Raw genomic sequence first — 23635 nt, 5'->3', positions numbered from 1 at the left:
CGCGGCCGGGCGCGCCGTCCCGCGTGGGTCCCGTCGCCCGCGATGCGCGCGACGCAGCGGGTCATCGCGCCTGGGTCCCGGTCAGATCAGCAGGCCGGGGGCGGCGAGCAGGGCCACGCCGAAGGCGACCAGGAGGATCCCGCTCGCCGCCTTCAGCGCCCGCGCCCCCCGCTCGCCGAGCCGGGCCCGCGGGGCGAACGCGGCCCACCCCGCCACGATGGCGCCGAGCGGGATCACGTAGAAGGCGTTGTACGCGGCGATCCAGCCGAGGCGCTGCCAGGGCGCGAGCTCGGGGCGCAGCGAGAGGATCCGGGTGTACAGGGCCGGCAGCCCCACCGTGCAGCCCAGCTCGACCAGGTTCGCGAGCAGCGCCAGCGCCACCACGCCCAGCAGCGCGGCCGGGAGCCGCGTCGCGCCGGCGATCCGGCGCATGCGCCGGTAGAGCGCCGGCTTGGCGCGGTCCGGGATGGTGAGCGTCGGGCCGCGGCGGAACAGGAACAGCTCCTTCACGTTGACGAGCCCCATCGCGACGAGCGCCACCCCGAGCACCACCGTCACGGACCGTGAGCCACCGAGCGCGGCGAACAGGCCGGACCAGGCGGTCATGAACGCGAAGTACACCACGCCGGACACGAGCACGAACGCGCCGCCGAACGCGAGCGCGCGCCGGCGCGAGCGGACGTTCGCGAGCAGGCCGAGCAGCACCACCAGCACCCACATCGCGCACGGGTTGAGGCCGTCGAGCAGGCCGACCACCGCCGTGAGCGCCGCGAGCGGGATGCGCCGCGCCTCGCGCGGCCCGAGCAGCGGGAGGTCCACCACCGCCGCAGCCGGCTCGGCGCCGCGGGCGAGCGCGCCCAGCGCGAGCGCCTCCACCTCCGCCTCGCTCCGCCCCCGCGCGAACCCGAGGACGTGGCGATCCCCGGCGACGAAGAGCGGGATCCCGGGCGGCGAGATCCCGAGCCGCTCGACCTCGGCGCGGAAGCGCGCGCGCCCGGCCGCGTCCTGGCGGACCTCGTACCGGGCGACGACCAGCGCGGGGTGGGCGCGGGCGAGCGCGTCGAGGTACGGCAGCGCCTCCTCGCAATGCGGGCAGCCGACGCCCCAGTAGACCACCAGCGCGGGCCCGGCGGCGGGCGTGGGGGCTGCGGCGGGCGGCGCCGCCGAGACGGGCGGGCAGGGCTCGGCGGAGGCATCGGGCGCGCACGCGGGCGCGCCGGACTCCTCGCCGGCGGGCGCGCCGGCCGGCGCGAGGAGCGCGGCCGCGACGGCGAGCGGCAAGAGGAACGCGGGCGGTGGGCGCGGGACCACGGCGGGCCTCCGCACCATCAGAGCACCGTTCGCCGGCGTGCAGCGCGCCGGGCGGCGCGGCACGGGAACGCGCCCGGAGTGGGCGACCCCGCGGGGCGCCGATCACGGTGCGTGGAAGCGCCGCGCGGCGCGGGCGCGCGCCTTCTCGCGCTCGCCCTCGCGCGTGCGGACGGCGGTGCGCGCGCGCAGGGCGCCGAGCAGCCGGCGGGTGGACGCCGCCACCTCGTCCACGGCCCGTGCGAACGCCTCCGCGTCGGCGGCCGAGGGCTCGCGCAGCCCGCTCACCTTGCGCACGAACTGGAGCGCGGCGTCGCGGACCTCGCCGTCGGTGGTGGGCGGGTCGAAGTTGTGGAGGACGCGGATGTTGCGGCACATGCCGCGGTCATAGGGCGGGGCCGCGGGCGCGGCCAGCACCCCTGCGCGGGCGTGCGGGGAGGGCGGGGGACCCTCCCGCCGGTCCGGCCGCCTGCGCCCTCGCCCGGGCGGCCTCCGCGGCGGCGCCCGCGGCCTCGGCCGCGGCCCGCGCCGCCTGCAGGGCGCCCTGCGCGCGCTCCACCGCCCGGGCAGCGCGGCGCAGGCGCTCGGCCGCCCGCTGGCGCTCCCGCTCCAGCCGCTCCGCCTCGGCCCGGATCCGCCGCCGCTCGCGCTCGCGCTCCGCAGCCTCGGCGCGCGCCCGCCGCCCGGCGCGCTCCGCCTGGCGCCCGGCCCGGGATCGTCCAGGGGGTGCGGCCTCCGGCCCGGCGCCCGGCTGCGGCGCGAGCCCGCCCAGCAGCTCCAGCCCACCCGCCTCCGGCAGCCGCTCCAGCACGCCGGCGCGGAGGGCCTCGCGCTCGTCCGGCGCGGCGGTCGCGGCCGCCCGGAGCCCGCGCTCCACCGTCCCGAGCTGCGCGGCCGCCGCGCCGGGTCCCGCGGCGCCAGCGATCGCCCGGACCGCCCCGAGCGCCTCGGCGATCGCGTCGTGCAGCGCGGCGGCCGCCTCGCGCAGCGCGCCGCCCTCGCCGCGCACCGCGCGCGCCTGCGCCTGCCGGAGCCGGTCGCCCGCCTCGAGCACCGCCGCGAGCGCCTCCGGCCGCTCGCGGGCGAGCGCGTTCAGGAGCCAGGCCGCGAGCGGCGGGCGCCGCAGCCGGCGGACGCGGGCGGCCTCCGCGCTGCGGTCGGGGGCGAGCTCGCGCGCCAGCGCGTCCCGGCGGGCCACGAACTCGGCGGGCGGCGCGGCGAACAGCGCGCGGACGCGCGGGTCGGGCCTCGCGGCGGCGTCGCTCGGTCGGGATCTGGCGCGTCGGGAGGCCACGGCCGGCGCCGGGGCGCCTGCGCCAAACGTGGGCCGCGGAGACCCCGGGCGCACGGCCGCGGGCGGCGGCGCCCCATCCGGCGGCCGGGGTCGGGACGACGTCGAGCGCGGGAGCGGGCATCATTACCGGGGTGGCATGCGGCTCGACGTGCCGCTCGACCCGCCGCCCTCGGAGGGACCTCCCGTGACCGCTCCGCTGCTCGACCTCTGGATCGCCGGCCGGCGCACCGCCCCGCGCAGCGCCCGCACCGGCGACGTGTTCGACCCGGCCACCGGCGAGGTGATCCGGCGCGTGCCGCTGGCGAGCGCGGAGGACGTCGCCGCCGCGGTCGCGGCCGCCAGGGCCGCGTTCCCGGCCTGGCGCGACACGCCCCCGCTCCGGCGCGCCCGCGTCCTGGCGCGCTTCCGCGAGCTGCTCGAGGCGAACCGCGACGCGCTCGCGGCGCTGGTCTGCGAGGAGCACGGCAAGACGCTGCCGGACGCCGCCGGCTCGGTGCAGCGCGGCATCGAGGTGGTGGAGTTCGTGTGCGGCGCGCCCCACCTGCTGAAGGGCGAGCGCGCCGAGGACGTGGGGCGCGGCATCGACGTGCACTCGTCGCTCCAGCCGCTCGGCGTCTGCGCCGGCATCACCCCGTTCAACTTCCCGGCCATGGTCCCGCTCTGGATGTTCCCGGTGGCGATCGCCTGCGGGAACGCGTTCGTCCTGAAGCCCTCGGAGAAGGTCCCGTCCACCAGCCTGCGGATGGCGGAGCTGTTCCAGGAGGCCGGGCTGCCGGAGGGCGTGCTGAACGTGGTGCCCGGGGACGCCGAGGCGGTGGACGCGCTCCTCGCCCACCCCGACGTGGCGGCGGTCTCGTTCGTCGGCTCGACGCCGGTGGCGCGCCACGTCTACGAGACCGCGGCGCGCCACGGCAAGCGCGTGCAGGCGCTCGGCGGCGCGAAGAACCACGCCGTGGTGCTGCCCGACGCCGACCTGGGCTTCACCGCCGACGCGCTCGCGGGCGCGGCCTACGGCTCGGCGGGCGAGCGGTGCATGGCCATCTCCGCGGTGGTGGCGGTGGGGACCGCCGCCGATCCGCTGGTCGAGGCGCTGGCGGAGCGCGCGCGGCGGCTGCCGGTCGGGCCCGGCACGGCGCCCGGCGTGGAGATGGGGCCGGTGATCACCGCGGCGCACCGCGACCGGATCCGCGGGTTCATCGACGCGGGCGTGCGCGAGGGCGCGCGGCTGGTGGTGGACGGGCGCGCGCGGGAGGTGCCCGGGGCCGGGCGCGGGTTCTTCGTGGGCCCGACGCTGTTCGACCACGTGACCCCGGAGATGTCGATCCACCGCGAGGAGATCTTCGGGCCGGTGCTGGTGGTGCTGCGCGCCGCGAGCCTCGACGAGGCGCTCGCGCTGGTGAACCGCAACCCGTACGGCAACGGCACGGCCGTCTTCACCCGCTCCGGCGCCGCCGCGCAGCGCTACGCGCGCGACGTGGAGGTCGGGATGGTGGGCGTGAACGTGCCCATCCCCGTGCCCATGGCGTTCTTCTCCTTCGGCGGCTGGAAGGCGTCCCTGTTCGGCGACCTCCACGTGCACGGGCCGGAGGGCATCGCGTTCTACACGCGGAGCAAGGTCGTCACGAGCCGCTGGCCCGCCGGCGCCGACGAGGGCCGCGGGGGCTTCGCCATGCCGACGCACGCGTAGCCGCGGCCGCGTGCACCTCAGGGCGCGTCCTTCCCGCGCAGCCCGTCCAGGCTGAAACGGCCCGGCCCGGCGGCGGCGAGGTAGAGGAACACGAACGCGAACAGCGCCGCGGGCGTGCCCTGGTTCAGCACCGGCCAGAAGCCCTGCGGCGCGTGCCCGTAGAAGTAGGCGACCGCCATCTCGCCGGAGAGCAGGAACGCGACCGGCCGGCTGAACAGCCCCACCAGCAGGAGCGCGCCCCCGAACGCCTCGATGGCGCCGGCGATCCCGGCGAGCGACGCGAGCGGCGCGGTGCCGCCGCCGGGCATGACGGGGCCGGGGAACGCGAACAGCTTCGCGGTCCCGAACTGCAGGAACAGGAACGCGGCGACGATCCTGAGCACGCCGAGCAGGTGCGGGGCCCAGGAGCGAGCCCGGGGCGCGAGGTCGGGGTAGTCCATGGCTGCCTCCTCCGCCGGGAGAGGTAGCCGCGGCGCGCGCGCCGTTCCGTGGAATCCGCCGGGCGCGGTCAGGCCCCGGGCGCCGGCACCGCGATCTCGGCCGTCTGCCCGCGCGCCAGCGGCACGAGGCGGGCCTGCTGCCCCAGCGCCGCGAAGGAGCGCTCCAGGTCGGACGCGGTCTCGGTGAAGTGCGCCCAGCCCTCGTTGTGCACCGCCACCAGCGCCGCGCCCGGGAACGCGCGGGCGGTCTCGAGCGCGTCGTTGACGCTCATGGTGAGGTGGAACGGGCCGCGGGTGCGGGCGGCGCCGGTGAACATGAGCACCACCGCCGGCCGGAAGCGCCGCGCCACCTCCGCCACGCCCTCGTAGAACACGGTGTCGCCGGTGACGTAGACGAGGTCGCGCCCCTCCGGCTCGCTCACCACGAAGCCGGTCACCTCGCCGGAGAGCGGCTCGATGCCCGGCGGACCGTGGCGCGCCGGCGTGGCGGTGACGAGCAGCGAGCCGGCCCCGGCGGCGAGGACGCGGCGCTCCCACGGGGCGAGCCCCTCCGCGCCCGGCAGCCGGCCCGCGCCCTCGCGGGTGGTGAGGACGCGCCGGGCGCCGCGCAGGAACGCGCGCCCGGCCGGATCGAGGTTGTCGGCGTGCTGGTCGTGGCTGAGCAGCACCGCGTCCACCGCGCCCACCTCCGCGGCCGCGAGCGCAGGGCCGGTGCGCTTGGTGAGCGTGACGGCGCCGCCCGAGGACGGGTAGCTGCCGGGCGCGTCGAAGGTGGGATCGGTGAGCAGGCGCAGGCCGCCCAGCTCGAGGAGCACGGTGGGGCCGCCGATGAGGGTGATGCGAGCCGTCCGGGCCATGAGGGACCTCCGGGGCGGGGCTCCGGGGGTTCGGAGGGGCCGCGCCGCACGCCGGAACCTGCCGCGCCGCCTCCTGTGCGACAATGCGCAGATGCGCACGATCGCCGATCGACATCGCACAGGCGCGCTCGACTGGGAGGACGTCCGCTGCTTCGCGGCGCTGGCGCGGGCGGGCAGCCTCTCCGGCGCGGGGCGCGCGCTGGGCGTGAACCACGCCACGGTGGCGCGCCGGGTGGCCGCGCTGGAGCGGGCCCTCGGGCGGCGGCTGCTGGAGCGCCGGCCGGACGGCGTCCGCCCGACCGCCGCCGGCGCGGCCGCGCTGGAGCGCGCCCGGGACATGGAGCGGGCCGCCGCGTCGCTCGCCGCCGGCGGCGCGGCGGAGCCGGCCGCGCTGGTCCGCGTCACCGCCACCCGGCCGGTGGTGGACGCGTTCCTGCTGCCGCGGCTCGCCCGCGTGCAGGGGCGCCTGCGCGGCTGCGAGCTGGAGCTCATCGGCGAGTCGCGCGCGCTCAGCCTCGCGCGCCACGAGGCCGACCTCGCCATCCGGCTCGGCTCCCCGCGCGGAGAGGACCTGGTGGGCCGCCGCATCGCCACGTTCGCCTACGGGCTCTACGCCGCGCCGGCGGTGGCGCGGGCCATCGCCGGCGGCGCGCGGGCGCGCTGGATCGGCTTCGACGAGGCGAGCGCGCACCTGCCGGAGGCGGTGTGGCTGGCCGAGGCGCACCCGGAGGAGCGGCCGTCCTTCCGCGCGAACGGGTTCGGCTCGCAGCAGCTCGCGGCGCGCGCCGGCCTGGGGCTCGCGCTCCTGCCCTGCTACATGGGGGACCCCGACGCTGCGCTGCGCCGCGTCGAGGGGCCGGTCCCGCCGCCGCGGCCGGTCTGGTTGCTGCGCCGCGCCAGCTCGCGCGCCGACCCGGCCATCGGCGCGGTCGCGGCGGCGCTCACCGGGCTCTTCACCGAGGCGAGGGCGCTCTTCGCCGGCGGCGCCGGCCGGTGAGGCGGGGAGGGGTGCGGCACGACGAGCCGGCCGACCGCTGGGAGCTGATCCTGCTCGAGCGGGAGGGCGCGGCCGCCGCACGCGGCGCGGCGGGGATAGAATCGGCGCATGCGCGAGCGCCCTGGCGCCCGGGACCTGGAGGCGGCCGCCGCGGCCCGGCCCCCGCCGCCGGGCCGCCGGCCCGTCCCCGCCTCGGAGCCGCTCGCCATGCTGGTGCGCCGCGGGCTCGAGCCGCGGCCCTCCCGCCCCGACCTGCCGTTCGACCCCGACCTGCCGGCGCCCGCGCTCGGCGCCATCGCCGAGCGGCTCGGGCACTACGCGTTCCGGCTGTTCCTGCGGGGCGCCATCCTCGCGCCCGCCGGCTTCCTGCCGTCGGAGGCCACCCGGTACCTGGACGCGCCCCGCGCCCGCGCCATGGCCGAGGACTGCGTCGCGCTCGGCCTGGCCGAGCGGCGCCCGCGCGGGCGCTACCGCCTCCTGCGGCGGGCGCGGTCGTTCGGCGGGACGCTGGAGTGGTGGGTGGCGCGCGAGCTGGCCTCGCGGCTGGGGCTCCAGGTGGCGACCGGCGTGCGCAGCGGCGCGCCGGGCGTGGGCGGCGACCTCGACGTCGTCGCGGCCGCGGAGGGCAAGCTCATCTACCTCGAGCTGAAGTCCGGGCCGCCCAAGCACCTCATGGACGCCGAGGCCGACGCGTTCGTGCGGCGGCTGCGTGCGCTCCGGCCCGACCTCGCCCTGTTCGCCATCGACACCGCGCTCCGCCTCGGCGACAAGGTCCTGCCGCTGCTCGGCCGCGCGCTGGCCCGGGCCGGCGGGGCCGCGCCCGAGCCGCGGCGGCTGGTCCGCGACACCTGGGCTCTCGGCCCGCACCTCTACGTCGCGAGCGCGAAGGAGGACCTCGTCGAGAACCTCTGTCGCGCGCTGGCGGACGGGCTGCGCGGGCTCGCGCCGGCGCCGCCCTGACCTCGCCGCCGGGCGACCGTGCGTGCGATCCGCCGGGCGTCGCCGGGGCGACGTGACCTGCTCAAGATTTGAGCAGGCTGTTGGAGTTCTGCGCGGCGAGGTGGAAAAGGCCGTTGGTCACGTTCCGGGGCGAGCGCGTGCCTTCAGGGCCGCGTTAATCGAGGCGGGCCATGGTCAGAGTCCTCTCCGCCGGCCCGGAACTTGCCTTTCGCTCCGGCGACGTGGTCGCCCCCGCACGCACGCACCCGCTGGTCGCCGCCGCGCCGTCCTGCCCGATGACGGCGGCGGCGCCGCGGGAGCGCGCCGATCGATGGCCGCGGCGGGAGGACCTGTTCGCGATCGCCTACTACCTCGCGGCGGCGGCGGTGCTCGCGTGGGCGGGCTACGCGGCCTGGCGGATCGGCGTGGTGCTGGCGGGCGGCGCCTTGCAGCAGGTCGGCGTGCGGAGCTGCCGGCAGCGCGACGCCAGCCGGTGCGTCAACGCGACCTTCGACCGCATCGCGCTCTACGTGGTGCTGGGGCAGGCGTCCTTCTTCCTGACGACCGCCCTCGCGGCGGCGGTGACCGGCGGCGAGCAGAGCCCGCTCATCCTCCCGTTCCTCGGGTCGTACTTCGTGGCGGTGTCGGTGGTGGGGGACCGCGTCGCCACCCGCGGGCTGCTCGCGGCGACGGCGTTCGGCGCCGCCGTGCTGGCGCTGCTGCCCGACGCGGTCGCCGGCCCGGCGCTGCCCGCGCTCCAGCGCGGCGTGCTCACGGTGGTGAGCGTGCTCGGCGTCGGCGCGCTGCTCGCGCCGGCGCACGCCGAGACGCGGCGCAAGCGCGATCAGGTGGCCCGGGCCCGCTCCGAGATGGTGTCCGACGCGCTCAGCCGGGCGCAGGGGCTGGAGCAGGTCGGCGCCAAGGTCGCCCACGAGCTGAAGAACCCGCTCACCGGGGTGAAGGCGCTCGTCCAGCTCGGCCTGCGCAACCCGGCGGAGGCGGCGTCGCACGAGCGGCTCGAGGTGGTGGACCGCGAGGTGACGCGGATGCAGGAGATCATCCAGAACTACCTCTCGTTCAACCGGCCGCTCCAGTCGGTCAACCCGCGGCAGGTGGCGCTCGGGCCGCTCGTCTCCGACACGATGCTGGTCCTCTCCGCCCGCGCCGACGAGGCCCGCGTCCGGCTCTACGCGCGCGGCGACGCGTCGCTCGAGGCGGACCCGCGCCGCCTCAAGGAGGCGCTGCTGAACCTGGTCGCGAACGCCATCGAGGCGACGCCGGCGGGCGGCGAGGTGGTGGTGGAGGCGCGCGAGCTGTCGGGGGACGAGGTCGAGCTGGTGGTGCGGGACACCGGGCGCGGCATGCCGCCGGAGACGCTCCGGCGCATCGGCACCCCGTTCTTCACCACCCGCGACGACGGCACCGGGCTCGGCGTGGTGCTGGCGCGGGCGGTGATCGTGCAGCACGGTGGTACCCTGCGCTACGAGAGCGAGCCGGGGAGCGGGACGAAGGTGCTCGTCACGTTGCCGCGCGCCGCGAAGAGGAGCGGGGATGTCGCGCGTGCTGCTGGTGGATGACGAGCCGTCGGTCCGCGCCGCGCTGAAGGAGCTGGTGCAGGGCCGGGGCTGGGAGCCGGTGCTGGCGTGCTCCGCGTCCGAGGCGCTCGAGCAGCTCGAGCGCGCCGACGTGCTGGTGACCGACTTCTCCATGCCGGAGATGGACGGCCTCGCGCTGCTCCAGGCGGTGCGCGAGCGCGACGAGTGGCTCCCGGTGATCCTGCTGACCGCGCACGGCTCGGAGCGCCTGGCGGTGCGGGCCATGAAGGCGGGCGCGTACGAGTACGTGCCGAAGCCGTTCGACGTGGACGAGCTGGCGCTGGCCATCGGCCGGGCGCTGGAGGCGCGGCTGCTGCGGCAGCGCAACCGCCAGCTCACGGTGGAGCACGCCATCGGGCGGCGGCTGGTGTTCGAGTCCGCCAACATGCGCCAGGTGCTGGCGGCCACGGCGCGGGTGGCGGCGCGCGAGATCACGGTGCTGGTGCGGGGCGAGACCGGCACCGGCAAGGAGCTCATCGGCACGCTGCTCCACGCGCTCAGCAAGCGCGCGGCCGGGCCGCTCGTCCGGTTCAACTGCAGCGCCATCCCGGCCGAGCTGGCCGAGGCGGAGCTGTTCGGGCACGTGCGCGGGGCGTTCACCGGCGCGGTCCAGGCGCGCCCCGGGTTCTTCGCGCAGGCCGACGGCGGGACGCTGGTGCTCGACGAGGTCGGCGAGCTGCCGCTCGGGATCCAGGCGAAGCTGCTCCGGACGCTGCAGGAGGGCGAGATCCAGCCGGTCGGGTCGGGCCGGGTGGAGCGGGTGGACGTGCGCATCGTGGCGTGCACGCACCGCGACCTGCGCGCCGACGTGCAGGAGGGGCGGTTCCGCGAGGACCTGTACTACCGGCTCGCGGTGGTGGAGCTGACCGTCCCGCCGCTGCGGGACCGCCGCGAGGACATCCCGGCGCTGGCCCACGAGTTCGCGCTGCGCTACGCCGAGCGCTTCGGGTCGGAGGACGTGCGGCTCGCGCCGGCGCTGGTCGAGCGGCTGGTGAAGGCCGACTGGCCCGGCAACGTGCGGCAGCTCGAGAACGTGGTGGCGCGGATGGTGGCCCTGAGCGGCGGGGGCGAGATCGGCCCGGACGCGTTCGAGGCCACCGGCGCCCCCGCCGGCGGGGCGGGGCGGCCGGCGGCCCCGCCGAGCGAGGGCGAGGGGACGCGCACGCTCCGCGCGCAGCTCGACGAGCTGGAGCGCGCCGTCATCGCGCGCACCATGGTCGCCGTCCGCGGGAACCAGTCCGAGGCGGCGCGGCGGCTGGGGATCAGCCGGAACACGCTCACGGAGCGGCTGCGACGTTACGAGCTCGTCACCGACGCGGGCGAGGGCGCGGCGGCGACCGCCGGCGCCGCCCGCTGAGCGCCGGCTTCCGGCCGCCATACCCGATCGCGGTGCTCAGCGCTTGAGCGATCCCGTCGGACCTCGGTACGGCGCCGGGGTGGCGTGCGGCCCGGCGCACGCGAGGATCCCGCGCAGTCCTTCGGTTTCGCAGGCGGTGTGAGCGCTGGCGCGTCCGGTGCAACGTCGCCGGCGAACCATGCCGAGCATCCACCTTCGAATCCTCAAGTACGGCCTCGCGGCGGCGGTCCTCGCGCTCGCCGGCCGGGCGAGCGCGCTGCAGCCGCTCGAGTCCTTCCTGCGCGGCGCGCGCGACGCCAGCCCCGACAACGCCGAGGCGCGCGCGGCGCGCGCGCAGGCGTCGGCGGGCACGCAGGCGGCTTTGGGCCGGGCGCTGCCCGGCGTCTCGCTGCTCGGGACGTACACCCGCAACCAGTACGAGACCCGCATCCCGAGCGCGAGCGGGCCGGTGGTCATCACGCCCCGCGACCAGCTCGACGGGTACGCGACCGTCCACGTGCCGCTCGTGGACCTCTCGACGTTCGCGCGCATCGGCGCGGCCAGGGCCGCCTCCGGCGCCGCGGCCGAGCAGCAGGACGCCACCGAGCTGCGCGTCCAGTCGCTCGTGTCGCGCGAGTACCACCAGCTCGTGGCCAGCAAGGCGCTGGTCGAGGCCTCCCGGCGCGCGCTCGACGTCTCCCGGGCCGGCCTGCGGATCGCGGAGGCGCGCCACGGGGCGGGCTCCACCGCGCTGCTCGACGTGGACCGGGCCCGCGCCGAGGTGGAGCGCAACGTCCAGCAGCTCGCGACGGCGGAGCTGCAGGTGTCGCTCGCCGCGCGCGCGCTCCGCTCCCTGAGCGGCCTCGAGCCCGAGCTCGAGGGGGAGGTCGCGCTCGGCGACGACCTGCACGAGGAGCCGCCCATCGAGTCCTTCCAGGCGAAGGACGACGAGGTCCCGGCCATCGCCTCGGCGATGCGCGCGCGGGTGGCCGAGGAGCGCGAGGCCTGGGCGCGGCGGCTGGTGCTCGTGCCCAGCCTCTCGGCGAGCGCCACCGAGCACGTCACCGACTACACCGGCCTGGCCGGCCACGAGCGCACCTGGCAGGCGGTGGTGTCGCTGACCTGGTCGTTCGACCTCACCACGCTCGCGAACATCCGGGCGCAGGACGCGGTCGCGGACGGCGCGCGGGCGCGCGAGGAGCGGGCGCGGCTCGCGGCGCACGACGACGTCCACACCGCCTGGATGACGGTCCGCACCGACATCGCACGCAGCCGCTCGGCGCGGGTCCAGGCGGAGGTGAGCCAGCGCGCCGCGGGCCTGGCGCTGGAGCGCTACCAGGCGGGCGCGGCCGACCAGCTCGACCTGCTCCAGGCGCAGCGCGACGCCTTCAACGCCGACGCCGCGCGCATCCAGGCGGACGCCGAGGTGTCCGACGCCCGGGCGCAGCTCCGGCTCGCCGCCGGCCGCAACCTCCTCGACGCGCGGGCTGGCCCGCAGGCTTCCCCGCAGCTTTCCCGGTGACCGGACGTCACGCCGGAGCCTTCAAACACGTCTTCCAGCAGGAGCGCACATGAAGAGCAAGAAGCAGTGGGCAGTGTTCGTGGTGGGCCTGGTGGTGGTGCTCGCCGTCCTGGTCGGGGTGAAGGCCGGGCAGATCGTCACCATGGTGCGGGCCGGCGAGGCGTTCGTGCCGCCGCCGGAGTCGATCACCTCGGCGAAGGTCGAGGCGGCCGAGTGGGAGGCCACCCGGGCGGCGGTCGGCTCGCTGGTGGCGGTGCAGGGCGTGACGCTCGCGGCCGAGCTGCCCGGCACGGTGCGGCAGATCGCGTTCGAGTCCGGCAGCAACGTGCGCCGCGGCCAGCTGCTGGTCCGGTTCGACACCTCCGCCGAGGAGGCGCAGCTCGCCGCCGCCACCGCCGACGCCGCCCTGGCGAAGGTCAACCTGGAGCGCGCGCAGCGGCTGCGGCAGGGCGAGGCGAACGCGCAGGCCGACCTCGACGCGGCCGAGGCGAAGGCGAAGCAGGCCGACGCGGCCGTGCGCAACCTCCAGGCGATCATCGCCAAGAAGACCGTCCGCGCGCCGTTCGACGGGCGGATCTCGATCCGGCAGGTGGAGCTCGGCCAGGTGGTGTCGCCGGGCAGCCCCATCGCCTCGCTGCAGTCGGTGACGCCCATCCACGCGGACTTCTGGCTGCCGCAGCAGGCGCTGGTGGACCTCGCGGCGGGGCAGAAGGTGCGGCTGCGGACGGACACGTTCCCGCGCGCCGACTGGACCGGCGAGATCACCACGGTGAACCCCGAGGTGGATCCGGTCACCCGCAACGTGCGGGTGCGCGCCACCTTCCCGAACAAGGACGGGCGGCTCCGCCCCGGCATGTTCGTGAACGTGGCGGTGCTGTCGGCCGAGAAGCACAAGGTCCTCGCCATCCCCGCGACCGCGGTGATGTTCGCCCCCTACGGCGACTCGGTCTACGTGATCGAGCAGAAGAAGGACGCCAACGGGAAGCCCTCGCTGGTGGCCCGCCAGCAGTTCGTCCGCACCGGGGAGCGCCGCGGCGACCTGGTGGCCGTGCTGGACGGGCTGAAGGGCGGCGAGACCGTGGTCAGCAGCGGCGTGTTCAAGCTGCGGAACGGCGCCGCCGTGGCGGTGAACGACTCGCTGGCGCCGCGCGCGCAGCTCGCGCCGAAGCCGACGGAGAACTGAGATGAAGCTCACCGACCTGTTCGTCCGGCGCCCGGTCATCGCGGTCGTCGTCAACCTCGTCATCGTCATCGCGGGCCTGCAGGCCATCCGCACGCTGAACGTGCGGCAGTACCCGCGCAGCGAGAACGCGCAGATCACCGTCACCACCACCTACGTGGGCGCGAACGCCGAGCTGGTGCGCGGGTTCATCACCACGCCGCTCGAGCGCGTCATCGCCTCCGCGGACGGCATCGACTACCTGGAGTCCGAGAGCAAGCAGAACGTCTCGATCATCCGGGCGCGCCTGCGGCTCAACTACGACTCGAACCGCGCCCTGGCCGAGATCGGCTCCAAGATCGACCAGGTGCGCGGCGACCTGCCGCCCGAGGCGGAGGTCCCGGTGGTCGGCATCGAAACCGCCGACAGCCAGTTCGCCTCGGCGTACCTGAGCTTCTCGTCCAAGTTCCTGAAGCAGAACGAGATCACCGACTACCTGGTCCGCGTCGTCCAGCCGCGCCTCTCGTCGATCGAGGGCGTGCAGCGGGCCGACATCCTGGGCGCCCGCACCTTCGCGATGCGCGTCTGGCTGCGGCCGGACCGGATGGCCGCGCTCAACGTCAGCCCGGCGCAGGTGCGCGAGGCGCTCGCCCGCAACAACTACCAGGCCGCGGTCGGGCAGACGAAGGGCTCGCTGGTCCAGGTGAACCTCACCGCCAACACCGACCTCCGCTCGGTGCGCGAGTTCCAGCAGCTGGTCGTGCGCGAGCACGACGGGGCCACCGTCCGCCTGGGCGACGTGGCCGACGTGGCGCTGGGGGCGGAGGACTACGACGCCGAGGTGAACTTCACCGGGGAGACCGCGGTGTTCGTCGGCATCTGGGCGCTGCCCGACGCCAACTCGCTCGACGTGATCAAGCGCGTGCGCACCGAGATGGGCGCGATGCAGACGCAGATCCCCGAGCAGATCAAGGCGGTGGTGGCGTACGACGCGACCGCCTACATCCAGGACGCCATCAAGGACGTCGAGCACACGCTGGCCGAGACGCTGGTCATCGTGGTGATCGTCATCTTCCTGTTCCTCGGCTCGCTCCGGTCGGTGCTGGTGCCGGTGGTGGCCATCCCGGTGTCGCTCATCGGCGCGGTGTTCCTGATGCAGGCGTTCGGGTTCACCCTGAACCTGCTCACGCTGCTCGCCATCGTGCTCTCGGTCGGTCTGGTGGTGGACGACGCCATCGTGGTGGTCGAGAACGTGGAGCGCCACCTGCGCGAGGGGAAGACGCGGATGGAGGCGGCGCTCGCCGGCGTCCGGGAGCTGGTCGGCCCGGTGATCGCCATGACCATCACGCTCGCGGCGGTCTACACGCCCATCGCGTTCCAGGGCGGCCTGACCGGCTCGCTGTTCCGCGAGTTCGCGCTCACGCTCGCCGGCGCGGTGACCATCTCCGGCGTGGTCGCGCTCACGCTCTCGCCCATGATGTCCGCGCACCTGCTCCGCGAGGGCGGGGAGGCGAAGGGCCTGGCCCGCCTGCTGGAGCGCGGCTTCGAGCGGGTGCGCGACGTCTACGCGCGCCACCTGGAGAAGTCGCTCCAGGCGCGCGGCGCCATCTACGCGGCGTGGGTCGCCATCATCGTGCTGGTCGGGGCCATGTTCGCCATGGCGCCCCGCGAGCTCGCGCCCACCGAGGACCAGGGCGTGGTGATGGGGATCGTGAACACGCCGTCCAACTCCACGCTCGAGCAGCTCGTGCCGAACACCAAGGCGGTGAACCGCTCGCTCATGGAGATGCCGGAGGCCGGGTTCACGTTCCAGATCACCCAGCCGACCGGCGGCTTCTGGGGCGTCGGCCTGAAGCCCTGGACCGAGCGCGATCGCACCGCGGCGGAGGTGCTGCACGAGGTGCAGGGGCGCCTCGCGGTCATCCCCGGCATCCAGACGTTCGCGATCCTGCCCCCGGCCCTGCCCGGCGGCGGCAACTTCCCGGTGGAGATCGTCCTCGCCTCCACCGCGGAGACCCAGGAGATCCTCGGGTTCGCGCAGCAGCTCCAGGAGAAGGCGGCCAAGAGCGGCATCTTCGCGTTCCCGCCGCTCATCGACGTCAAGATCGACCAGCCGTCCTCGGAGATCGAGATCGACCGCGAGAAGGTGGCCGAGCTCGGCCTCGACCTGCGCACCGTCGGCCAGGATCTCGGCTCGGCGGTGGGCGGGAACTACGTGAACCGCTTCAACGTGGGCGGCCGCAGCTACAAGGTGATCCCCCAGCTGCTGCGCACCGAGCGGCTCAACCCCGAGCAGCTCGAGGACATCCACGTGACCGGGCCGGACGGGCGCCTCATCCCGCTCGCCTCCATCGCCCGGATCCGCGACCAGGTGACGCCGCGCTCGCTCAACCGCTTCCAGCAGCTCAACGCGGTGAAGCTGAGCGGCGTCGCCATCCGCCCGCTCGACGAGGCGCTGTCGTACCTGGAGGACGAGGCGGGGAAGATCCTGCCGGCCGGGTACGTCATCGACTACACCGGCGAGTCGCGCCAGCTCCGCACCGAGGGGAACAAGTTCCTCCCGGCGTTCCTGCTGGCCATCGTGCTCATCTTCCTGGTGCTCGCCGCCCAGTTCAACAGCTTCCGGGACCCGCTCGTGATCCTGGCCGGCTCGGTGCCGCTCGGCATGTTCGGCGCGCTCGCGCTGGTGTTCCTGAAGATGCCCAACCCGCAGATGCCGTTCTTCACCGACGGCTGGACCACCACGCTCAACGTCTACTCGCAGGTGGGCCTGGTGACGCTGGTGGGCCTGGTCGCGAAGAACGGCATCCTCATCGTCGAGTTCGCGAACAAGCTCCAGGAGCAGGGGCTGTCCAAGGTGGAGGCGGTGCGGCAGGCGGCGGTCACGCGCCTGCGGCCCATCCTCATGACCACCTTCGCGACCGTCTTCGGGCACCTGCCGCTCACCTACGTGACCGGCCCGGGCGCCGAGGCCCGCAACAGCATCGGCCTGGTGCTGGTGGCCGGGATGACGGTGGGCACCGCGTTCACGCTGCTCTTCCTCCCGTCGATCTACGTGCTGATCGCGCGCGACCACCGGAAGGAGGCGCTCGCGGCGCGCCCGGCGGTGCTCGAGCCGGCGGTGAACGTGCCGCTCCACCCGCAGCTCCCCTCGGGCACCGAGCCCTGAGGGGCGGAAGGAGACCAACATGGACGGGGTCTATCCGATCGCGGTGTTCGCCCACGTCGCCGGCGCGGTGACGCTCGGCGTGGCGGGCGGGATCGAGGCGGTGGCGCTCGCGCGGCTCCGGCGCGCCGCCACGCCGGACGAGGCGCGGAGCTGGGTCGGGCAGCTCGCGCTGCCCGGGCGCCTCGGCGGGCTCGCCATGCTCGCCATCCTCGCGTCCGGCATCTGGATGACGGTGTCGGTCTGGGGGCACGCGCCCTGGATCGCGAGCGGCTTCGCCGGCATGGTGCTGATGGGCGCGCTCGGCGGCGGCGTGACCGGGCGGTGGCTGAAGCGGGTCGGCCCGGCGGTGCAGCAGGAGCGCGGGCCGGCGCTGACGCCGGAGCTGCGCGCGCGGCTCTCGAGCCCCGTGCTCGACGCCTCGCTCCGCCTCCGCGCCGCGCTCGGCGTGGGCGTGCTCGCGCTCATGGCGATGAAGCCGACCGGCGGGCCGGCCGCGGCCATCCTCCTCGTGGCCTCGATGGCCCTCGGGCTGGCGTGGGCGGCGGGGCCGCTCGCCGCCGCGCGCGGCAAGGGCGCGCAGGAGGGCGGCGCCTGACGCCGGACCGGACCACATCGGCGCCGCCCGGCGCCGGTGTGGGGCCGGCGCCGGCGGAAACTCGGGGATCGCGCGGCGGGGCATGAATCCCCGGGTTCGCCGGTTCGTCCCTCCATCGGTGCTCGCCCGGCCCGCTGGAGGGCCGCGGCTCCGACAGGAGGTCGAGATGCGCTGGTTGCCCGTCGCGTTCGCGCTGCTGCTCGCCCCGCTGGCCCCCGCCCGCGCCCAGATCAGCGTGGGGATCGGGATCACGGCGCCGGGCGTCTCCATCGGCATCAACGTGCCGGCGTACCCGGAGCTCGTCGCGGTGCCGGGCTACCCGGTCTATTACGCCCCGCGCCTCCCGGCGAACTACTTCTTCTACGACGGCCTGTACTGGGTCTACGCGAACGACACCTGGTACGCGAGCAGCTGGTACGACGGCCCGTGGGACGCGGTGGACCCGTACTACGTGCCCGCGTACGTGCTCCGCGTCCCGGTGCGCTACTACCGCGCGCCCCCGCCGTACTTCCGCGGCTGGCGCGCCGCCGCGCCGCCGCGCTGGGGCCACCACTACGGCCACGACTGGGAGCACCGCCGCGCCGGCTGGGACCGGTGGGATCGCCGCGCCGTGCCGCGCCCGGCCCCGCTGCCGAGGTACCAGCGCGGCTACGCCGGCGACCGCTACCCGCGCGCGGTCGAGCAGCAGCGCTCGATCCGGAGCACGAGCTACGGGTATCGCCCGCGCGAGGACTTCTCCCGGCGCCACGACCCGGGTCCTGGCCCGGGCTACCGCGGCGGCCCCGCCGCGCGGCCCCACGACTCGCAGGGCTGGAGCCGCGGCGAGCCGCAGCCCGCGCGCGGCCCCGGCGGTCCAGGTGGCCGTGGCGACGGGTGGCAGCGGCAGCAGCCGGAGCAGCGGCAGGACCGCGGCGGCTGGCAGGATCGCGGCGGCCAGGGCGGTCGCCCGCAGGAGCGCGGCGGCGCCGCGGCCCCGCAGTACGACCGCGGCGGGCCCGGGCGCGACGCCGGCCCCGCGCCGCAGCGCGGCGGCGACCGCGGCGGCGACCGCGGTCCCGAGCGCGGCGGCGATCGCGGCGGCCGCGGGCACGACCGCGGCGGGCCGGAGCGCGGGTAGCGCGCCCCGTCAGCGCCGAGGGCGGCGCACGGCGGGCGGCGGCTCCAGCGCCGCCGCCAGCCGGCGGATGCCCTCGTCGATCCGGTCGGCGGGGATGACCCCGTAGCCGAGCGCGAACCCGGGCCGGCCGGGCCGCGCGTGATACGGCGCGAGCGGCTGGACGGCCACGCCCAGCGCCTGCGCGCGCCGGACCACCTCCGCCTCGTCCGCGCACCCGCCGGCGAGGTGGAAGCTCCGGTGCAGGCCGGCGGAGGCGGGGAGCGCGATCACCCGGTCGCCGAGGTGACGCGCCACCGCGGCGGCGAGCCGGTCGCGGCGCTCCCGATAGACGCGCAGCACGCGGCGGACGTGGCGCGCGAGCAGCCCGTCGTCCACCAGCTCCGCGAGCGCGCGCTGCAGCTCGAGCGGCCCGTGGGAGTCGGAGAGCGCCTTGGCGGCGCGCAGCGCGGGGACGAGCGAGGCGGGCGCGACCAGGAGCCCGAGCCGCAGCGTCGGGAGCAGCACCTTCGACAGCGAGCCCACGTAGACGACGCGCCCCTGCCGATCCAGCGCCTGCAGCGGCTCGAGCGGCCGGCCGTCGAAGCGGAACTCGCTGTCGTAGTCGTCCTCGACGATCGCCGCGCCGGTCCGCTCGCTCCAGGCGAGCAGCGCCTGGCGGCGGCGCAGCGACATGGGCATGCCCAGCGGGAACTGGTGCGACGGCGTGACGTGGACGAGCCGCACGTCGGCGGGGAGCGCGTCCACCACCAGCCCCTCCGCGTCCACCGGCACCGGCACCGCGCGCGCGCCGAGCGCCTCGAACGCGGCGCGGGCCGGCGGATAGCCCGGGTCCTCCACCGCCACGCGATCGCCCGGCGCGAGCAGCACCCGGCCGACCAGATCGAGCGCCTGCTGCGCGCCCGAGGTGAGGATCACGTCGTCCGCGCCGGCGCGCACCGAGCGGGCCACGCCCAGGTGGCGCGCCATCGCCGCGCGCGCGCCCGGATCGCCCTCCGGCGGCGGGTAGCCCGCGCGCGCGCGCCGGCCGCGGAGCTGGCGCGACACCCGCCAGCGCCAGGCGTCCCACGGGAAGAGCGCCGGGTCCGGCGCGCCGACCTGGAAGTCGTAGGGCAGCGCAGCGGGCGGGGCCGGCGGCGCGGGCAGCGACCGCCACGACGGCCTCGGTCGCAGCGCCGCGCCGGCGGGCGCGCGGCGGCCGCGGGCGTCGGCGCGGACGCCCTCGGCCACGTACGTGCCCGCGCCGGCCCGGCCTTTGAGGAACCCCTCCGCCGCGAGCCGCTGGTAGGCGTGCAGCACGGTGTTGCGCGAGACGTCGAGGCGGCGGGCCAGCTCGCGGGTGGCGGGGAGCCGCTCGCCGGCGCGCAGGCGGCCGTCCAGGATGGCCTCCCGGAGCTGGCGGTAGGCGTCGGCGGCGAGCCGGCCGCGGCGGTCCAGCGAGACGTGCAGGTCCACGGTCGGGGACGTTAATGGATCCATCGAATTTCGCCAGGGTGGACCTGTGAGGGAGCCACTCCGGCCGCTATCCGGGTGGCATGACCCACGAACCGAACCACCCGGATGGAACCGATCACCTGCCCTGGGCCGAGGTGTCGCCCGGCTTCTCCCTGAAGCTCCTCCACGGCGCCGCGGACGGCGACACGCGGGCGCTGCTGCTCCGCCTCGAGCCCGGCACCCTCGTCCCGCGGCACCGCCACGAGGGCGAGGTGCACGCGCTCAACCTCGCCGGCCACCGGAAGCTGCTCGACACCGGCGAGATCGTCGGCCCGGGGGGCTACGTGCACGAGCCGGCCGGGAACGAGGACAGCTGGATGGCGGTGGGCGACGAGCCGGTGGTGGTGTTCGTGACCGTGCGCGGCGCGATGGAGACGCTCGACCCGCAGGGCGGGGTGGCCGAGCGGAGCACCACCGCCGGCATCGCGGCCTTCTACCGCGGCGTGCTCGCGCGGCACGGGGCGGCGCGGTGAGCGGCGGCGCGCTCCGCTGGGCCGTCCTGTACGCGCGCCTGGCGCTGGCGGCGGCGTTCCTGTCGGCGGTCGGCAGCCGGCTCGGGCTCTGGGGGCACAACGACTTCGACGCGTTCGTGCGCTACACCGCCGAGGTGAACGCGTTCCTGCCCGCGTCGCTGGCGCCGTTCCTGGCGCGCGCCGCGACCGTGGCCGAGACCACGCTCGGCCTCGCGCTCCTCGCCGGCGTGCGGCTGCGCTGGGTGGCGCTCGCCAGCGCCGGCCTGCTGGCGGTGTTCGGCGCCGCCATGGGCGTCTCGTTCGGCCCGAAGTCGCCGCTCGACTACTCGGTGTTCTCCGCGTCCGCCGCCGCGCTCCTGCTGGCGCTGGCCGCGCCGGCCCCGGCGCGCCGCGAGGCGCGCCGGGCCGGGACCGCCGGGGCGGAGCCCGCCGCCGGCCCGTGAGGCCGGGGCGGGCGCCATCCGCCGGGGCTACCGGTGGTCCTCCTCGACCATCGCCTCCGGATCGTGCCACCACCGCGCCGGCGTCACCGCCACCCCGGGCGCCGCGGGCAGCCGCCGGTGCGCGGGGCCGGACGTGGCCGTCGCGCCGCCGCCGGTGAACGGCGCCATCAGCTCCGCGACCGTGTGGAGGCGGCCGTTCTTCATGACCAGCTCCACGTTGGCCGCGTCGGCGACGTCCGCGAGCGGATCGCCGCGCACGAACACGACGTCGGCGAGCTTGCCCGCCTCGATCGTCCCGAGGTCCGCGTCCACCCCGAAGGCGCGGGCGGGCAGGGCGGTGGCGGTGCGCAGCGCCTCCCACGGCGCCAGGCCGCCCAGCTTCACCTGCGCGCGCAGGTTGAGGTGCAGCGCGGTCGCGACGTTGTCGATGGGCGAGTCCGTCCCGGCGAGCATGGTGCCGCCGGCGCGCAGCACCGCCGCGAGCGTCTCCTCCTCCCGCCGCAGGCTCTCCAGGCTGACGGTCTGGTCGGTGGTGAGCGCGCGGTCGCGCTTCCCGCGCAGCAGCACCTGGTCCCACGGCGTGTTGAGCGCGATCAGGCGCGGGTCGTCCACCATGGCCGGGTCCTCGGCGTACAGCGACGAGTTGAAGGTGGTGGAGATGTCGAACATGCCGGAGCGGGCGAACAGCGTGCGCACGTCGCCGTAGCTCACCCCGCCCGACGAGCGGGTGTAGGCGAAGCCGAGGCGGGTGGTGGCGCTCACGTGCGTCTGGCCGTCCATCCCGTACGACATGCCGGGCAGCATGTAGTGCGAGCCGACCCACACGCCCATCTCCTCGTGCGCGAAGCGCACGGCCTTCGCCTGCCACTCGTGCTTCATGCGCACGTAGGTCTTCACCATGTCGTAGTCGAGGGCCCTGGCGCGGGCGAGCTCGAGGTCGAGCTGCGCGTCGGTCGTGGTCGGGCGCATGAAGTTGTAGTAGACGCGCTCGCCGTCGATGGCCTCGCCGCTCGCGAAGAAGCGCGGGCCGACGCGGGCGCCCGAGGCGTACGCCTCGCGCGTCTCCACCGCGCGGTAGTCCGGATCGCCGAGCGAGTGGGCCGAGGTCACGCCGTAGGACAGCCAAAGCCGGCCGAGCCGGGCGCCGTAGAACTTCCCGCTGATCCACTCGTGCGTGTGCGACTCCCACAGGCCCGGGATGGCGGTGAGCCCCGACGCGTCCACCACGCGCTGCCCCTGCGCGGCGGCGCGCGCGTGGGCGTCGGCGCGGTGCGGGAGGATGGCGCGGATGCGGTTGCCGGCGACGACGAGGTCCACGTCGTGCTGGACCGCGGGCCCGCGGCCGTCCCAGAGCCGCCCGGCGTGGACGAGCACGGAGCCCTCCGGACGCTCGGGGCGCCAGCGCAGCTCGACCGGCACGGTCGAGGGCGCGCCGCCCTCGCGCGCCACCATCCGCAGCGTGCCGCTCGACAGGTACAGCAGGCGCCGGGAGTCGCCGCTCCAGGTGGGCGCGTCGGTGGGCTCGGAGGTGATCCGCACCGGCGACCCGGCGGCGCGGCCGGCCGCGTCCACCGGCATGACCCACAGCGTGCTCTGCATCACGAACGCGAGCGCGGTCCCGTCCGGCGACCACACCGGACCGTCGTCGCCGCGCGTGCTCAGCGACTCGAACGGCGCCGCCTCCTGGTAGCGCGTGGCGCCGGACTCCACGTCCACGGTGAGGATCTGGCTGGTGCCCTCGCGGAAGCGGCGCGTGTAGGGCTTCAGCGCGGCGAGCGCGACGGTGCGCCCGTCCGCGGACCAGGTCGGGCGCCCCGGCGCGAACAGCGGCGCCACGATCTGGCGCACGGCGCCGCTGGCGAGGTCGAGCACGTGCGTCGCGCCGGCCTGGTCCTGGAACGCGAGCCGCCCGCCGTCCGGCGACCACGCCGGCGCCACCTCGGCGCCGGGCAGCGAGGTCACGCGCTGCTCCGCGCCGGTGGCCACGTCGAGCACGTACAGGTCGGCGGTGCCTGCCTTGTCCGAGGCGTACGCGATGCGCGTGCCGTCGCGCGACCAGGCCGGGTCCTGCGCGTAGTACGGGCCGTCGGTGAGCGGGCGGGGCGCGCCGCCCACGTCCATCAGCCAGAGCCGGTTCAGCGCCTGGAACACCACGCGCGTGCCGTCGGGCGACAGCGCCGGCGCGACGATGCCGAGCGCCTGGCGCGGCGCGGTGCGGTCGAAGTCGAAGCGCTTGCGGTCCCACGCCGGCCGCACCAGGCGGAACGTCGCCTGGAACGCGACCTGCTCGCTGGTGCCGGCGTCGAGATCGGTCACGCGGATGCCGCCGTCGGCGGAGTAGAGGAGCGTCCGCGCGGAGAGCCAGTGCGCCGGGAACGGGAACACGTCCTCGAACGGCGAGGCGGGCGCGCCGTCCACCACGAGCCGGCTGCGGTTCGCGGCGAACTGGATCCAGGCGAGGTGCGCGCCGTCGGGGGAGATCGACGGCGAGTTCAGCCGCGCGCCGGCGGGCGCGGTCGCGAGCGTGCGGCGGGCGCCGGTCGAGTCCACCGCCTCGATGGCGGTGCCGGTGGATCCGGCGCCGCTGACGAACGCGATCTCGCCGCCGTCGGGCGTCCAGGCGGGCTCGAACTCGTCCGCCGGCGCCTCGGTCCAGCGCGTCAGCGCGCCGCTCGCGACGTCCACCACCCACACGTCGTAGCTGCCCTCGAACGCGCGGTCGGAGGAGAACGCGATGCGCGTCCCGTCGGGCGAGAAGCGCGGCTCGCGGTCGTCGCCGTGGCCGGAGGTGAGCTGGCGCACGTCGGTGCCGTCGGGCCGCATGGTCCAGATGTGGAACGTCCCGCCCGCGTAGGCCTGGAACGCCACCCGGTCGCCGCGCGGCGAGAAGTCGGGGCGGGCGGGCTCGAGGAGCCCGTCGGTGAGGCGGCGCGCCTCGCCGCCGCCGCGCGGCAGGGACCAGAGCACGCCCTGGAGATCCATGACGAGGTCGCGCCCGTCCGGCGAGGCGGTCACGGCGACGTTGGTCCCTTCGTGGACCGTGATGTCGCGCACCGCGGCGCGGCTGCCGCCCTGGAGCGAGGCGGCGCCGAGCGACGCGGCGGCGACGGTGGCGAGTGTGACGGCGGCGATCCGGGAACGGCGGGTGAGCGGCATGCAGCCTCCGGGGGAACGGAAACGGGAAGGCGCTCTCCTGTCCGCTCCGCCGCGGAG

Annotated in this window: 19 protein-coding genes; 12 read left to right on the top strand and 7 right to left on the bottom strand. The window is 76.4% G+C overall.

Features of this window, described 5'->3' with window-relative positions:
- Window positions 1-81 precede the first annotated feature (81 nt).
- The 3 genes from ADEH_RS11640 to ADEH_RS11630 all read right to left on the bottom strand — a co-directional run bounded on the left by ADEH_RS11640 (window position 82) and on the right by ADEH_RS11630 (window position 2602).
- A complete protein-coding gene (locus tag ADEH_RS11640; protein WP_049760089.1) occupies window positions 82-1329 on the bottom strand; it encodes a glutaredoxin family protein in 1248 nt (415 codons plus the stop codon).
- Window positions 1330-1413: 84 nt separating this feature from the next.
- Window positions 1414-1686: a DUF2277 domain-containing protein gene (locus tag ADEH_RS11635; protein WP_041453866.1), complete on the bottom strand. Its 273-nt coding sequence runs from the start codon at window positions 1684-1686 to the stop codon at window positions 1414-1416.
- Window positions 1687-1693: 7 nt separating this feature from the next.
- Complete coding sequence (locus tag ADEH_RS11630) at window positions 1694-2602, bottom strand: hypothetical protein (protein ID WP_232287259.1); 909 nt, start codon at window positions 2600-2602, stop codon at window positions 1694-1696.
- 184 nt (window positions 2603-2786) lie between these two features.
- On the opposite strand from ADEH_RS11630, the gene ADEH_RS11625 reads away from it, so the two are divergent.
- Window positions 2787-4289 (top strand): CoA-acylating methylmalonate-semialdehyde dehydrogenase, encoded by a 1503-nt coding sequence (locus ADEH_RS11625; RefSeq protein ID WP_011421297.1) that lies wholly within the window; start codon window positions 2787-2789, stop codon window positions 4287-4289.
- A 17-nt stretch (window positions 4290-4306) separates the two neighbouring features.
- On the opposite strand, the gene ADEH_RS11620 is transcribed toward ADEH_RS11625, so the two are convergent.
- A complete protein-coding gene (locus tag ADEH_RS11620) occupies window positions 4307-4729 on the bottom strand; it encodes a DoxX family protein (protein WP_011421296.1) in 423 nt (140 codons plus the stop codon).
- Between the two features lie 68 nt (window positions 4730-4797).
- Entirely contained in the window at window positions 4798-5586 is a 789-nt protein-coding gene (locus ADEH_RS11615; protein WP_011421295.1) for an MBL fold metallo-hydrolase, read from the bottom strand.
- Window positions 5587-5677: 91 nt separating this feature from the next.
- Between ADEH_RS11615 and ADEH_RS11610 the strand changes: the two genes are divergently transcribed.
- The 9 genes from ADEH_RS11610 (at window position 5678) to ADEH_RS11570 (ending at window position 18015) form a co-directional block, all read left to right on the top strand.
- Window positions 5678-6583: a LysR family transcriptional regulator gene (locus ADEH_RS11610; RefSeq protein WP_011421294.1), complete on the top strand. Its 906-nt coding sequence runs from the start codon at window positions 5678-5680 to the stop codon at window positions 6581-6583.
- A gap of 108 nt (window positions 6584-6691) precedes the next feature.
- Entirely contained in the window at window positions 6692-7543 is an 852-nt protein-coding gene (locus tag ADEH_RS11605; protein WP_011421293.1) for a hypothetical protein, read from the top strand.
- A 170-nt stretch (window positions 7544-7713) separates the two neighbouring features.
- Window positions 7714-9099 (top strand): two-component system sensor histidine kinase NtrB, encoded by a 1386-nt coding sequence (locus ADEH_RS11600; protein ID WP_011421292.1) that lies wholly within the window; start codon window positions 7714-7716, stop codon window positions 9097-9099.
- A complete protein-coding gene (locus ADEH_RS11595) occupies window positions 9074-10474 on the top strand; it encodes a sigma-54-dependent transcriptional regulator (protein ID WP_011421291.1) in 1401 nt (466 codons plus the stop codon). The genes ADEH_RS11600 and ADEH_RS11595 overlap by 26 nt, the downstream gene beginning before the upstream one ends.
- A 178-nt stretch (window positions 10475-10652) precedes the next feature.
- Entirely contained in the window at window positions 10653-11975 is a 1323-nt protein-coding gene (locus tag ADEH_RS11590; protein ID WP_011421290.1) for a TolC family protein, read from the top strand.
- Between the two features lie 49 nt (window positions 11976-12024).
- Complete coding sequence (locus tag ADEH_RS11585) at window positions 12025-13158, top strand: efflux RND transporter periplasmic adaptor subunit (protein WP_011421289.1); 1134 nt, start codon at window positions 12025-12027, stop codon at window positions 13156-13158.
- Window position 13159: 1 nt separating this feature from the next.
- Window positions 13160-16303, top strand: coding sequence for an efflux RND transporter permease subunit (locus tag ADEH_RS11580; protein ID WP_011421288.1), 3144 nt, complete (start codon window positions 13160-13162; stop codon window positions 16301-16303).
- Window positions 16304-16322: 19 nt separating this feature from the next.
- Window positions 16323-16898, top strand: coding sequence for a hypothetical protein (locus ADEH_RS11575; protein ID WP_011421287.1), 576 nt, complete (start codon window positions 16323-16325; stop codon window positions 16896-16898).
- A 166-nt stretch (window positions 16899-17064) separates the two neighbouring features.
- Window positions 17065-18015 carry a hypothetical protein gene (locus ADEH_RS11570; RefSeq protein ID WP_011421286.1) on the top strand — a complete coding sequence of 317 codons (951 nt, stop codon included), beginning with the start codon at window positions 17065-17067 and terminating at the stop codon, window positions 18013-18015.
- Window positions 18016-18024: 9 nt separating this feature from the next.
- On the opposite strand, the gene ADEH_RS11565 is transcribed toward ADEH_RS11570, so the two are convergent.
- Window positions 18025-19491 (bottom strand): PLP-dependent aminotransferase family protein, encoded by a 1467-nt coding sequence (locus ADEH_RS11565; protein ID WP_011421285.1) that lies wholly within the window; start codon window positions 19489-19491, stop codon window positions 18025-18027.
- Between the two features lie 56 nt (window positions 19492-19547).
- Between ADEH_RS11565 and ADEH_RS11560 the strand changes: the two genes are divergently transcribed.
- Both ADEH_RS11560 and ADEH_RS11555 read left to right on the top strand, forming a co-directional pair.
- Window positions 19548-19979 carry a cupin domain-containing protein gene (locus tag ADEH_RS11560; RefSeq protein WP_011421284.1) on the top strand — a complete coding sequence of 144 codons (432 nt, stop codon included), beginning with the start codon at window positions 19548-19550 and terminating at the stop codon, window positions 19977-19979.
- On the top strand, window positions 19976-20422 hold the full coding sequence (locus tag ADEH_RS11555) for a MauE/DoxX family redox-associated membrane protein (RefSeq protein ID WP_011421283.1): 447 nt from the start codon (window positions 19976-19978) through the stop codon (window positions 20420-20422). Before ADEH_RS11560 ends, ADEH_RS11555 begins: the two co-directional genes overlap by 4 nt.
- 27 nt (window positions 20423-20449) lie before the next feature.
- Here ADEH_RS11555 and ADEH_RS11550 read toward each other — a convergent pair whose 3' ends face one another.
- The gene (locus tag ADEH_RS11550) at window positions 20450-23578 is read right to left on the bottom strand and encodes an amidohydrolase family protein (protein ID WP_011421282.1); all 3129 of its coding nucleotides are present in this window, start codon (window positions 23576-23578) and stop codon (window positions 20450-20452) included.
- Window positions 23579-23635 lie beyond the last annotated feature (57 nt).

The sequence above is a fragment of the Anaeromyxobacter dehalogenans 2CP-C genome, assembly GCF_000013385.1.
Lineage (GTDB): Bacteria > Myxococcota > Myxococcia > Myxococcales > Anaeromyxobacteraceae > Anaeromyxobacter > Anaeromyxobacter dehalogenans_B.
The sequence above is the reverse complement of the archived record's forward strand: the minus strand, read 5'-3'. Positions and strand labels throughout refer to the sequence as shown.